General features: G+C 59.0%; 13 protein-coding genes. 7 read left to right on the top strand and 6 right to left on the bottom strand.

Annotated features, from left to right (window positions below):
• Positions 1-22: 22 nt before the first annotated feature.
• Both rfbB and QQ658_RS14205 read right to left on the bottom strand, forming a co-directional pair.
• Complete coding sequence (rfbB, locus tag QQ658_RS14210; protein ID WP_286025492.1) at positions 23-1,021, bottom strand: dTDP-glucose 4,6-dehydratase; 999 nt, start codon at positions 1,019-1,021, stop codon at positions 23-25.
• Positions 1,022-1,037: 16 nt separating this feature from the next.
• Positions 1,038-2,516 (bottom strand): DUF2142 domain-containing protein, encoded by a 1,479-nt coding sequence (locus QQ658_RS14205; protein ID WP_286025491.1) that lies wholly within the window; start codon positions 2,514-2,516, stop codon positions 1,038-1,040.
• Positions 2,517-2,808: 292 nt separating this feature from the next.
• Here QQ658_RS14205 and galE point away from each other — a divergent pair, with 292 nt between their 5' ends.
• The 4 genes from galE to QQ658_RS14185 all read left to right on the top strand — a co-directional run bounded on the left by galE (position 2,809) and on the right by QQ658_RS14185 (position 6,927).
• Entirely contained in the window at positions 2,809-3,789 is a 981-nt protein-coding gene (gene galE, locus QQ658_RS14200) for a UDP-glucose 4-epimerase GalE (RefSeq protein WP_286025490.1), read from the top strand.
• A 27-nt stretch (positions 3,790-3,816) separates the two neighbouring features.
• Positions 3,817-4,791: a glycosyltransferase family A protein gene (locus tag QQ658_RS14195; protein WP_286025489.1), complete on the top strand. Its 975-nt coding sequence runs from the start codon at positions 3,817-3,819 to the stop codon at positions 4,789-4,791.
• 14 nt (positions 4,792-4,805) lie between these two features.
• Positions 4,806-5,612: a LicD family protein gene (locus QQ658_RS14190; protein WP_286025488.1), complete on the top strand. Its 807-nt coding sequence runs from the start codon at positions 4,806-4,808 to the stop codon at positions 5,610-5,612.
• 142 nt (positions 5,613-5,754) lie between these two features.
• The gene (locus QQ658_RS14185; RefSeq protein ID WP_286025487.1) at positions 5,755-6,927 is read left to right on the top strand and encodes a lipopolysaccharide biosynthesis protein; all 1,173 of its coding nucleotides are present in this window, start codon (positions 5,755-5,757) and stop codon (positions 6,925-6,927) included.
• Here the strand turns inward: QQ658_RS14185 and QQ658_RS14180 are convergent.
• On the bottom strand, positions 6,917-8,002 hold the full coding sequence (locus QQ658_RS14180) for a glycosyltransferase family 4 protein (protein WP_286025486.1): 1,086 nt from the start codon (positions 8,000-8,002) through the stop codon (positions 6,917-6,919). The two genes, QQ658_RS14185 and QQ658_RS14180, sit on opposite strands and share 11 nt — an antisense overlap.
• Positions 8,003-8,005: 3 nt before the next feature.
• Positions 8,006-8,860, bottom strand: coding sequence for a LicD family protein (locus tag QQ658_RS14175; RefSeq protein WP_286025485.1), 855 nt, complete (start codon positions 8,858-8,860; stop codon positions 8,006-8,008).
• A 312-nt stretch (positions 8,861-9,172) separates the two neighbouring features.
• On the opposite strand from QQ658_RS14175, the gene QQ658_RS14170 reads away from it, so the two are divergent.
• From QQ658_RS14170 to QQ658_RS14160, 3 genes are all read left to right on the top strand, one after another.
• A complete protein-coding gene (locus QQ658_RS14170) occupies positions 9,173-9,910 on the top strand; it encodes a glycosyltransferase family 2 protein (RefSeq protein WP_286025484.1) in 738 nt (245 codons plus the stop codon).
• Complete coding sequence (locus QQ658_RS14165) at positions 9,907-10,329, top strand: DUF2304 domain-containing protein (protein WP_286025483.1); 423 nt, start codon at positions 9,907-9,909, stop codon at positions 10,327-10,329. Before QQ658_RS14170 ends, QQ658_RS14165 begins: the two co-directional genes overlap by 4 nt.
• 107 nt (positions 10,330-10,436) lie before the next feature.
• Complete coding sequence (locus tag QQ658_RS14160) at positions 10,437-11,282, top strand: glycosyltransferase family 2 protein (RefSeq protein WP_286025482.1); 846 nt, start codon at positions 10,437-10,439, stop codon at positions 11,280-11,282.
• An 81-nt stretch (positions 11,283-11,363) separates the two neighbouring features.
• Here QQ658_RS14160 and QQ658_RS14155 read toward each other — a convergent pair whose 3' ends face one another.
• Together QQ658_RS14155 and QQ658_RS14150 are read right to left on the bottom strand one after the other, a co-directional pair.
• A complete protein-coding gene (locus QQ658_RS14155; protein ID WP_286025481.1) occupies positions 11,364-11,699 on the bottom strand; it encodes a HepT-like ribonuclease domain-containing protein in 336 nt (111 codons plus the stop codon).
• Positions 11,696-12,016 carry a nucleotidyltransferase family protein gene (locus QQ658_RS14150; RefSeq protein ID WP_286025480.1) on the bottom strand — a complete coding sequence of 107 codons (321 nt, stop codon included), beginning with the start codon at positions 12,014-12,016 and terminating at the stop codon, positions 11,696-11,698. The genes QQ658_RS14155 and QQ658_RS14150 overlap by 4 nt, the downstream gene beginning before the upstream one ends.
• Between the last annotated feature and the right edge of the window lie 100 nt (positions 12,017-12,116).

The raw sequence follows: 12,116 nt of genomic DNA, 5'->3' as shown, positions 1-12,116 counted from the left end.
TCTTCTTGTACCGGCTATGTGCTTACTGGCCCTGGGCGGCGTATTTGGCCTCGACGGCCGCCTTCTGTGGCCGCCACCAGCCCTCGTTGGCGCGGTACCACTCGATGGTGGCCGCAAGCCCTGTCTCGAAATTGTTGTACTTCGGCTGCCAGCCCAGCTCGGTGCGCAGCTTCGTGGAGTCGATCGCGTAGCGCATGTCGTGGCCGGGGCGGTCGTTCACGTGATCGTAGGCGTCTGCCGGCTGCCCCATCTCGGAGAGAATCAGCTCGATCACGGTCTTGTTGTCTTTCTCACCGTTGGCGCCGATCAGGTAGGTCTCGCCGATCTCGCCGGCTTCGAGAATGCGCAGCACCGCAGAGTTGTGGTCGTCCACATGAATCCAATCGCGCACATTGAGCCCTTGGCCGTACAGCTTGGGGCGGATGCCGTCGATCACATTGGTGACCTGGCGCGGAATGAACTTCTCCACATGCTGGCGGGGACCGTAGTTGTTGGAGCAGTTGCTGATCGTCGCACGTACGCCGAAGCTGCGTGCCCAAGCTCGCACCAGATGATCAGAACCCGCCTTGGACGACGAGTACGGGCTCGACGGCTTGTAAGGCGTCGTCTCGTGGAACTTGTCGGGATCGTCGAGCTCGAGATCGCCGTAGACCTCGTCGGTCGAGATGTGGTGGTAGCGCTTGTCGTGCGCGCGGACGGCTTCGAGTAGCGAGAAGGTGCCGTAGAGATTGGTGGTGATGAACGGCTCGGGATTGTTCAAAGAGTTGTCATTATGGGATTCGGCTGCGAAATGCACCACCGTGTCAACCTTGCTGACCAGATCATCAACAAGCTCCCGGTCACAGATGTCGCCCTTGACGAATTCGTACCGGTTCTCGGGCAGCCCCTCCAGGGAGGCCAGATTGCCCGCGTAGGTGAGCTTATCCAGCACCACCACTTGATCGTCGGTGTGGGCCATCACGTGGTGGACGAAGTTCGACCCAATGAAACCGGCGCCACCGGTCACCAAGAGTTTGCTCATGGGATCACGGTATCAACTACGCCTGTGCTGTTGCTCGCTTAGGTGTCGGCTCAAGATCTTCCGCGGCGGAGCCCTCGGCCTCAGTCGGCCTCCCTACATAAAGAAGCGCCGCTGCAAACATGGCAAATCCAAGCGTGCCGAGTACCCACAGTGTCATGGGCTGCACCGGCGCTTCCCACCATTCAACGGCCACATTCAAATTGAAGCCATCAACATCGATGCCAGTTATATACCGTCGGATGTTTCGTTGTAGGGCGAAGCACTGAGCGATGACCAAGAACGTCCACACCAGCCACCGTGTCGCCACGGGGAAGTGAATCGAACGCTCAGAATGATTTTCATCCACGAAAAGCACCATGCAAAAGACCAAGATGAGGGGCAGCAGATAACGGGGTTGTACCTGGTTGCCAACTGTCGTATTACTTAGCTGTAGCGTCCAGAGCGCGAGAGCCGATGCCGCGCCAAAAAGCATCATTAGGATCAACCCTTTACGCCAGGAAATCCGCTGCGTGCCAACGAAGAGGATACCCCCAACCACCATAAGCATCGCAACGGCCGTGATGCTTGGCAGGCTGGTATCCAGCCAACCCAGCCCCCATTGATACCCGAACATTCCACCAAAGAGCAGCGGCAAGTCCCGAATATTACGAATCAGCAAAGAAAACCCCGTGAGCGATCCTCCGTCAATCCATGGTTGAGTTAGACCACTAGCCGATTGACCTGCTGACATAAACCCGATTAGCCCAATTAGACTCGCCAAGACGACGCCGAAGATGGCGATTCGTGGTGCCCCTCGACGATACTGAAGTATCAGATATCCTGCCGTCACCACCACTACGAAAGCACCGGCATCTCCCCGGCTTACAGCGGCAATCGTCGCCCCCAAAAGCAGCAACAAAACTGCTCCAATTCGCTTCCATCGAGCAGAATGCGGAGCGATTAATGCGTGAGTACTGCCCCAAGCTACGGCAACGCCGATAATCGCCCAGGCGCTTGGATTGACCGACGCCACTAAAAAGATCCCGAGCGGCACAAGCCCGACAATCATGCCACCGATCACTGGTAGCCGCGCCGATTTTCCACTCACAGCAGCAGTTGCAGCGAACAGCAGCCCAGCGAGTATCACATTGAACACCCGCATTGAATACACACTTTGGTGTGTATCAGGGCCGACGAACCAATGCATGAAGTCGTAGTAGCCGCCCGGGTATCCGCCATTATCTACCCGCGTCGTTTGAACTTCACGCTCAACATCGCGCTGGCATCCCCCAGACTCGTCTGGGTGCTGCGCATAACATGCACGTGGACCAATCGAATTGGGGATATGAATTATGGCGTTTCCTGAATCATCGTATCCTGCAAGGCACCCGGATGTCTCAAGAGGCGTAGGACACCAGATACTCGCCATGTGATAATCGTCATCGGGACCTGATCCCACAGGTGATGACCAGGCCCAAGCCCAGCCTGTCAGCAAAAACCCCGCGAGCGGGACCATCCAGCCGAGGATACGCAGCGTTACCCCCAACGTGCTTCGGCGCCGAGCCTTCGAACTGGGACCCATCCGATATCGCCTTCCAACCGCTTCAGATTCCACACGAATCCGCTACGAAGACTACCGGTCGGGCCCGAGACACCCTACTCAGAGTAGGGAGACTTGCCCAAGGATGCCTCATAGTCGGAGGAGCACCGTGTATCTCGCCAGGTTTGGCATTTAACAATGCTCTGGCTTTCCTGCACTACCATCGGACACGACCTCAATGGCGAAGCAATGAGCTAGGAGAAGACGGATGAGCGTTCTTGTTGTGGGTGGCGCGGGCTACATCGGCTCCCATGTGGTTCGGTTGCTACGCGAATCGGGCACCGACGTTGTGGTCGTGGACGACCTGTCCAACGGCGTGCCTGCCCGGATCGGTGATACCACGCTCGAACAGATCGACATCTCCGCCAATGCTGCGCCCGAGGCTCTCGCCGGTGTTATCCGCCGCGAGAAGGTTGACGCGGTCATTCACTTCGCCGCGAAGAAGCAGGTCGGCGAATCGGTCGAGCGTCCGCTCTTCTATTACCAGCAGAATATCGGCGGCCTGGTGAATGTGCTGGAGGCGATGCGCCGCGAGAACGTGACAAAGATGATCTTCTCGTCGTCTGCTTCGGTCTATGGCGCGCCTGAGGATGCAGTGGTCACCGAGGATTCGCCGACCGAACCCATCAACCCATATGGACGCTCCAAGCTGATCGGTGAGTGGATTCTCGCGGACTGCGAGCGGGCTTGGGGGCTCAACTGGGTGGCACTGCGTTACTTCAACGTCGCCGGTGCCGGCTGGCCCGAACTTGGAGATTCGGTGATCATGAATCTGATCCCGATGGTGCTCGACAAGCTCGCCGACGGTGCGGCGCCCCGTGTCTTCGGCGACGACTATCCCACCCCCGACGGCACCTGCATTCGCGATTATGTGCACGTGAAAGACCTTGCCGAGGCCCATATCGCCGCGCTGCACGGTCTTGACGGCCAACTCACCCATCACGTGTTCAATGTGGGCACCGGCCGGGGTTCATCGGTCACCGAGGTCATCGAATCGATCGGACGCGTCTCCGGGCTGGACACTTCGCCTCTGGTCGAGGGACGCCGCGCCGGGGACCCACCGAAGCTGATCGCCTCCGCCGACCGAATCCGCGAGGATCTGGGCTTTGTCGCGAAGGCCGACCTCGACGAGATCGTTGCGTCCGCCTGGGAAGCCTGGCAGGCAGGGCCCCGGCGCATCGAGGCGTAACGCGATCACCACCGTGCAGACCTGTGCGTGACCGAGTTACTCGGCCAGGCGCGAGGACATCCGGTGGTCGCCAGCTTCAATGACCGATACCACTATGGATACAGCCAACGGCAAGCCTGTAACATGCGCCAGGTGGAGCGTTTATGCATATTCACCCCGACGTACAATCGGGCGCACACACTTGAGGCGCTGTTCGAAAGCCTCAAGCGACAGAACTCACGGCAGTTCTACTGGCTGATCGTCGACGACGGCTCCACGGACGACACCGAAGCACTCGTGCGACGCTTTATGACGGACGCTCCCTTCCGCATCGAGTACTCCAAACAGCCCAACGGCGGCAAACAACGCGCCTACAACCGTGGCGTCGAGTTGTGCACCAGCGAACTCTTTCTATGCGTCGATTCGGACGATCTGCTCGCTCCTCGAGCAGTTGACACTGTCTTGGACAGCTGGGTGTCGTATCAGGACGATCCGACTGTCGCTGGCCTGATCGGAATGTGCGGGAGCGACGCCGAAACACCGCTCAGTAACGGCATGCCTCCAGGGATCACCCGCACAACCTATTGGGATCTCTACTACAAACATGGTCACAAGGGCGATACGGCTCCGCTGCACCGCACGGAGATCCTCAAGCGTTATCCATTCTGGGTGGCCGACGGCGAGAAGTTCATGGCGGAGCCCTACGTCTATCACCAGATCGATCAGCACTATTCGCTTGGTGTTATCGATCGGGTTCTCATCGTGCGCGAGTATCTGGCCGATGGCTATACCGCCAATGTCCGTGCCATCACGAAGAAGAACCCGATCGGCTACATGACGCTTAAACGCATGTATGTGGAATACTCCGACACCTTCTGGTTGAAGTTCTACAACTCGATCCTCTACCTCGTCGGCTGCCAACTCAGCGGTACCCGCCGTGGCGTGCGCAACGCTCCCAATCGCATCATTGCGGCGTTGGCCTACATACCCTCAGTCATCCTACGCAGAACGGTTTATCGCTAAGCCAGGAGGCACAGATGGAAGCGATTGAACTTCCCGAGATGAAAACGCTCGAGTTGGGCATCTTGATTGATGTGGCAGACTTCTGCACCCGTCATGGCTTGCGGTATTACCTTGCCTATGGGACGCTGCTCGGCGCAATACGTCACCACGGCTTCATACCGTGGGACGACGACATCGATATCACCATGCCCCGGGAGGATTATGAGAAACTCTACGGCCTATTCAATGACGAGCATGCCGGATCGAATCTGAAGCTCATTTCGTATCGGGATAAGTCATCGATCTATCCATTCTTCAAGATCGTTGACAGCAGAACCTACGTCGACGAGCAATATGTGGATCCTCGATATCGATCAGGTGTGTGGATCGACATCTTTCCCGTTGACGGTCTACCAGCAGACGACGAGCCGTTCCGGGCCAATGCCCGGACTAAACGCGTCTATGACTTTGTCGTAGCAAATCCTCGCGTTGCGAGCAGCCCCCTCCGAAAGGCCATCAAGAGCGTCCTAACGCCACTTGCACGACGTAGGGATATCTATGCGGAGGCAAAGAGACTCGACCGACTGGCGGCCGCGACGCCGATCACTGACAGTAATGATGTTGCTACGGTGATCTGGTCATACGGCCCGGCTGAACGGATGCCGCACTCCTTTCTGGAATCCACGACCGTGGAGTTTGAAGGGCACAGCTTCCTGGCACCACGCAGCTATGACGCCTTTTTGACATCCATCTTTGGGGACTACATGACTCCACCGCCCGAAGATCAGCGGCTCCCACACTTTTGTAAGTCTTATTGGAAAGATGGCACTTTGCATGACTGACGAGTCGGCAAGCGGCGAGGAGGGCACCGGCCCGGCTGAGTCGCGAGCTCCGCGTCCATTGTCGATCCGGGCGAACATGCTCTGGAACTCGATCGGCTCACTCACCTACTTGGGGTTCCAGTGGCTCATCACGATATTAGTCGTGAGGCTGTCGGGCGGATATGCCGCAGCCGGCATGTTATCGCTGGCAATGACGGTCTATAACATCTTTGGCCCGCTCGCTATCTATCGGATGTACACCTATCAAGTCTCCGATGTGAGGCGTGAGAACACGGTCGGCGAGTACTTTGCGTTTCGGATGGTCACTTCGGGATTGGCCCTGACCGGGTGCATTGTCTACGCCGCGATCAGCTGTCCTCCCCAAACACTTTTCGCTATCTGTCTTTACGCTGTTTTCAAGATCTGTTCGCTGCTCATCGATGTCTTACACGGCTTTGACCAGGTGAACGGTCGCATGGACTACATCGGCAAATCGCTGATGTTCCAGGGCATCTCCACCTTCGTGGCATTCATCGGCATCTTCGGCCTCAGCAGAAGCCTCGAAGCAGCGCTGGCGGGTATGGCCATCGTCACCGTTGCTGTCGGATTGCTTTACGACCTGCCACGATCGCGACAATTCGGGCCAATCAAGATCGGCATCAGCTGGGTGAAGGTCATCCATCTGCTCAAGTACTGCTTCCCGATCGTCATAGCAGCAGTTGCATGCGCCGCAGCCCCTTCAATTCCGCGCCAGTTTCTCTCGTTCGTGGAAGGTGACAGTGCGCTTGGTATCTACGCTTCGGTGGCCGCTCCGGTTGCCATCATTCAGATGGGTGCCAGCTATGTCTACAACCCTCTGTTGAGTGTATTCTCAACGCATTTTGCCGAACACCGCAGGAAAGAACTCACTCGCCTCTTTGGCAAAGTCCTGCTGGCCATCATCGGCATCGGTCTCATCAGCGCGGTCGTTCTCGAACTGCTCGGCCCTTGGCTGCTCAGCCTGATGTTCGGAGACAGCATCCGGCCATACACGTACCTGCTGCTTCCGATCATCGCTACTACGGTGGTCTCCGCCTACGTCTGGTTTTTTAGCGATCTGCTCGTGGTGCTCCGTTCGTTCACCGGAAGCTTCATCGGCAACGTGCTGGCAGTCGTCATCGCGGTTCCGACCACCTACTTCTTCGTCAACAGGTGGGACATGAACGGTGTGAGTTTCACTGGAATAGCGTCATACGGCATCGGCGCGATTGTGATGGCGGCCTTCATCCTCCGTGCCTTCAAGAAGGGGCCAGCAGTTGCCGAGCCCCTTCCCACCGAACCAGAACCTAACGAATGAGTTCGGCGGCGATCGCTTCGAACTGGGCCGCCCTGTTTCGCCACGACCACTTCTCCAGCTTGCGCCACGGGTAAGGCTCACCGGGGTCGTCCAGAACCGCCTCGACCGCCTGCCGCAAGCTCGTTTGGTCGCGCCGGTCGGTGATCGTCACCGGAGCACCGTCGTCAGCGAGCACTTGCGCGCCCGGCACCGGATAGGTCACCACCTGGCCGCCGGCGGCGAGGGCCTCGAGCAGCGTTGTCTGGAAGCCTTCGGACAGCACGGTCGGATTCACCAAAGTCGCACCCCGCAATTGGACGCCCACCTCTGCCGGCGAAACCCGGCCATGAACGGTAACACCATCCGGCGCGGCCCGCCGAGCTGCTTCTTCGTCGGGACCGTTCCCGAGCAGGCTCCCGGTGACGTCGAACCCCTTAGCCCGCAGCTGAGTCACCGTCTCCATGAATGCTTCCCAGCCCTTGCCCGGCACCAGCCGACCCACGAAGACCAGATGTTTGGGATTTCGGGCCGGTGTTTCCGGCGCCTGAGCCGGCAGGTCGATGGCGTTGTAGAAGACCTCTGCCTCGGCTCCGGACAGCCGTTTCACGAACGCCACCGCGTTCTCCGACACCCCGATCACGTGGCTGGCGCGGCGCAGAGCGCGGCGTCCGAAAGTGAGGTCAACGATCCTGGACGCAACAGCGATGATCGGTGAATTGGACGCAACGTAACCTGAGCCGTGCTCAGTGACGACCACCGGGATGCCGCAGGCCCGGGCGGCATCGACACCCAACCAGGTCATGGGGAAAAAGCGCGTGTGCACCGACACCAGATCAAAGCCGCCATCACGCAGCATCTGCCGAAGCCGCCGTGCCGTGCCGAGCGGCGGAAATGCCAGCACATCGGCTATCCGAAAGCGCTCGCGCAGTCGGATGACATGCATGTCTTCCTCGTCTGATTCGCCCGGTGAGTCGCTGAGCGCGACCACCGTGACGTCGTGGCCACGACCGCGCAGGGCGCAGGCAAGCGCATGAACATGCATTTCAAGGCCGCCGACGTGAGGCGGATAGTTGTTGACCAAGAAGGCGATGCGCATGGCTCAGTACTCACCAAGATCGATGAAGTAGGGGGCGTGGTTCTTGCGTTTCTCCACCGGCGGTAACTCCATATAATCGCCGAAACCGTTGGTGAGGACCTTGTCATAGTCACGCGGGATCTTGATCGTGAGGTTCTCGAAAGGCGCATCGACCGCCGGAAACATGTCCTCGGCCGTTACCGCCCAAGCCATCGGGGTGAGGTCGGAAAAGTCGGCCATCAATTCGGTGGTGTCGTTCTCGTATCGCCGAGCCACCTTGTCCCAGTGCTTCTGCACCCAGGCGCCGTCCATATGCAGGACGCGCATTGCCCAATGGGCAGCAGAAGTGATTGCCAAGACGAGGGAACGCTTCCAGCCGGTCAATGCCACATTCGGTTTTCCCGTTGCACTCAGATACATGAGGCGGCCCCAGAACCAGGCCTGCCGGCATTGCCGGCGCCGCAGCTTCGGGTCATCGGCAACGTTGTCGAGAGGGAAGAGATCGACACTCACCGGCTTGCGGTAGGAGTGATCCTTGATGTCTTCGTGCACGAGCTGCGTGCCCTTGAGAGTCAGAAACGAGAAGACCGCAGTGAAGTCGCGATGATTCCTGGTGTTATGAATCTCGAAATTGTCGCCCAAGACCGCGGGCGCCTCGGCCAGAAAACGCTCGTAATCCGAGCGCATCATCGCCACATCGACATCGTCGTCCCACGGAATGAAACCTTGGTGCCGCACAGCGCCGATCGCGGTGCCACCGTAGGCGACGTAGGGAATATCGAGCAACCGGCAAACCCTGTCGAACTCGGCCAAAACGATGACCGTGACTCGTTGAACCTCGCGTAGCAACTCGGGGCTCTCGTACTCCTTGAACGCCATCGCTCAACCTCTCCAGTTGGCCCAACACTCGTATATGTGTGTGCTCGCAACCAGTGATAAAGATAACAGGGCCGATCTGTTCAGCGATCACGCTCGAATAGCTGCCCCGGGGGCGAAGACGCTTTCGTCACCTGTTTGGGCATCGAATACTACGCGACAGGCAGGCCCAGGTAGGCAACTGTCGCGTTGGGCGTCCGAACATGACCGAACCGCCGGGTGCTTCAACACGGCCCCTTCACAACAGCCACTAGAGTTCTCGACAGCTATCCTGCTATGAGGTGGTGCATACGCCAGACCGATCGAGAGGTGAAGATGCCGCGCACATTGCTCATCATGCCGGCGTGGAATGAGGAAGAGGCGATCGGTACGACTGTTGCGGAAGCCCGCTTGGTGCTTCCCGATATCGACGTCTTGGTGGTGGACGACGGGTCTACCGATAACACGGTTGCCGTTGCGCAGGCCGCTGGGGCCAGCGTGCTCAGTCTTCCTTATAACCTCGGAGTCGGCGGGGCCATGCGCGCCGGTTTCACCTATGCCAAACGATTCGACTACGACCAAGCCATTCAGTTGGACGCAGATGGCCAGCATGATCCGCGCAACGTCCCCAAAGTGCTGGCGGGTCTCGAACACGCCAATATCTCGATCGGAGCACGATTCGCCGGAAGCGGCGACTACGAGGTTCACGGGCCCAGGCGCTGGGCGATGATGATGCTCGCCGGAATCGTGTCGCGGCTGGCTCGCACCAAGCTGACCGATATCACCAGCGGATTCCGGGCTGCTGATCGGGAAGCCATCGAACAGTACGTCAGGTACTACCCCGTCGAGTACCTCGGAGACACGGTGGATTCTCTGGTCGTTGCTCTCCGCTCAGGGCTCAGCGCGGCCCAGGTGCCGGTAGCGATGCGGCCACGGCAAGCCGGCGCGCCATCAAACAATCCCTACAAGGCCGCCGTCTATCTGGGCCGTTCGATGTTCTCGTTGCTGGTGGCGCTCACCAGGCGTCCGGTCAAACGTGGCGACCGGGTGGACGAAAAGAAGGACGCAGCATGAGAGGCACCATCTTTTTTCTGATCACTGCCGTACTGACGCTGATTTTGCTCTTCAACCTTGTCAGGTCACGTCGGCTACGCGAGAAGTACGTAGCGCTGTGGATGCTGGTGGGCCTCGTCATCATCGTGCTGGCGCTTTTCCCGGGACTGTTGAGTTCACTCGCACACCTCGTCGGCGTGCAAGTGCCATCGAACCTGCTGTTCGCACTCGCCATCCTTCTGTTGCTCGCCGTCTGTTTGCAGCTCTCCTTGGAGGTTTCGAAGACAGAGGCAAAGTCTCGAACTCTTGCCGAGCACGTCGCCATTTTGGATCTACAGATGCGCAGGTTGGACGATCGGGTGAAAACACACAAACCGGAGGACGATCAGCCCGGGCAATCGCCCTCTGATACCGATCATGGTTCGGCCGACCGGACATAGGCCAAGACACATGCCCCTTCCACTCGCCGCACCCCATTTCCGGCCCCGTGCAGGCATCAAAGGAAGTACGCCGGTTCATTCGTGATCGACAGTAGGGATGCGCACATATGACCAAAGCATGCGCTGACGTAACCGCCATCATTCCGTTCTTCAACTCGTCTGGGACGCTGCAACGCGCTCTTGATTCGGTCACGCAGCAGACTTCTCGGGTGCGAGAGATCATCGTCGTTGACGACGCCTCATCACCGGAGGAATCGCGCCTGGCCGCAGCTATCGTGGCCGAGACACCCCACGCGCGACTGATCGTCCTGCCTTCAAACGGGGGCGCCGGTGAAGCGCGCAATATTGGCTGGGACGCTGCCCAGGGGCGCTGGGTCGCCTTTCTCGACGCGGATGACGTCTGGCACTCCCGCAAGATCGAGACCCAACTACGCGCGGCAGAGCGAACCGGCCCCGACACCGTGCTCGTCGCTGCCGGCTGGGGGCAAGTCGGCGACCAGGCAGCTCTGGATTCACTCCCGGTCGTTGATGATGCGCCCACTCGCAGGCTATCGAAACGACGTTTCCTCCTGATCAACCCGATCGGGACGTCAACCGCTATGGTCCGCCAAGACATACCGGTCAGGTTTCCCGCCGGGCGGCGATACTCGGAGGATCATGAAACCTGGCTCTTGATCTTGGCGCTCGGCCGCCCGATGATCCGCATCGATTCGCAGCTGGTCGGAACCTTCAAGAACCCCTACGGGGAGTCAGGGCTGTCGTCGGCCATCTGGCGCATGATTGCCGGTGAATATCAGGCGTTTCGGGGCGCCCATAAGGCCGGTGCGCTCCGCCTGGATGAGATGATCTTCGGCATGGCCGTTCTCACCGCGCGGGTATGCGTCCGCCTGATAGAGATGGGATCACGCAGACTCCGCACCCGAATCCAAGGCCGGGCTGGACACCGCAAATAGGGCCAGCAAGAGTCCTCCGTGAGACTCCCGCTCGCGTCCCTTCAGCCCTGTTAGCCGACTCGTCTAGGGCGAAAGTACTGGCTACCGGCGCGATCTCCCGAGCTCTTCACGAAGGACCCGCTCGAACTCGGGAAGGTCGTTCTGAACAGTCTCCGCGATCATCTGAATATCGAGGATCGCGTAACCATGAGCAAGGTAGTTACGCGTGCCCCAGATCTTGCGCCAGTCGCTGAGAAACAGCCGTTCTCCCAGGAGCGGCTCGCCATGGTGTAACGCGTCGATGGCTGCGGCCAAACGCATGCTCACAGCATCAGCGACGATCTGATCTGCCAGGTCACCACGAGAAAGATGCTCTCGCAAGATGCCGAGATGCGTCAGCGCCTCTTCAATTAACTGCTCGTCACTTCGTTTACTCATATCGGAACCGCATCCGCCAAGACGCCCGATCGCAAATGCTCATAGAGGCCGGAGTCGGGCACGACATCGACGGCAACGCCCAAGAGATCCGAGAGCTCTTGCCCCATCGCGGCGAGAGCGAACAGCCCCATACCGGCGGGGCGTGTAAATAGAAAGTCAATGTCACTATCGTCGTCAGCATCGCCCCGCGCAACGGAACCGAAAAGCCTGGGGTCCGTTGCTCCATAAGAGCGAAAAACGGCATCAAGATCTGCTCGATTGCGCTGAATCAATGTGCGCAACTCAGAAGATCTCCGAGTCGGTGTGAGCGTCGTCATAGATCCAGAATACGAGGCCCTGCCCCGCTTGGCGTCGCAACATCACCTCGTTGAAGCCTTTGATGCCCATCGGGTGCTTGCTCGCCTTCGCGATGCATCA

It is taken from the genome of Propionimicrobium sp. PCR01-08-3, assembly GCF_030286045.1.
Classification (GTDB): domain Bacteria; phylum Actinomycetota; class Actinomycetes; order Propionibacteriales; family Propionibacteriaceae; genus Brooklawnia.
The sequence above is the reverse complement of the archived record's forward strand: the minus strand, read 5'-3'. Positions and strand labels throughout refer to the sequence as shown.

Bases quoted from the DNA above. Each gene is read 5' to 3' on its own strand.
- QQ658_RS14160 (WP_286025482.1), top strand. From the start codon at position 10,437: ATGACCAAAGCATGCGCTGACGTAACCGCCATCATTCCGTTCTTCAAC.
- QQ658_RS14205 (WP_286025491.1), bottom strand. From the start codon at position 2,516: ATGGTCCCGCTCGCGGGGTTTTTGCTGACAGGCTGGGCTTGGGCCTGG.
- QQ658_RS14190 (WP_286025488.1), top strand. From the start codon at position 4,806: ATGGAAGCGATTGAACTTCCCGAGATGAAAACGCTCGAGTTGGGCATC.
- rfbB (WP_286025492.1), bottom strand. From the start codon at position 1,021: ATGAGCAAACTCTTGGTGACCGGTGGCGCCGGTTTCATTGGGTCGAAC.
- QQ658_RS14165 (WP_286025483.1), top strand. From the start codon at position 9,907: ATGAGAGGCACCATCTTTTTTCTGATCACTGCCGTACTGACGCTGATT.
- QQ658_RS14180 (WP_286025486.1), bottom strand. From the start codon at position 8,002: ATGCGCATCGCCTTCTTGGTCAACAACTATCCGCCTCACGTCGGCGGC.
- QQ658_RS14170 (WP_286025484.1), top strand. From the start codon at position 9,173: ATGCCGCGCACATTGCTCATCATGCCGGCGTGGAATGAGGAAGAGGCG.
- QQ658_RS14175 (WP_286025485.1), bottom strand. From the start codon at position 8,860: ATGGCGTTCAAGGAGTACGAGAGCCCCGAGTTGCTACGCGAGGTTCAA.
- galE (WP_286025490.1), top strand. From the start codon at position 2,809: ATGAGCGTTCTTGTTGTGGGTGGCGCGGGCTACATCGGCTCCCATGTG.
- QQ658_RS14155 (WP_286025481.1), bottom strand. From the start codon at position 11,699: ATGAGTAAACGAAGTGACGAGCAGTTAATTGAAGAGGCGCTGACGCAT.
- QQ658_RS14150 (WP_286025480.1), bottom strand. From the start codon at position 12,016: ATGACGACGCTCACACCGACTCGGAGATCTTCTGAGTTGCGCACATTG.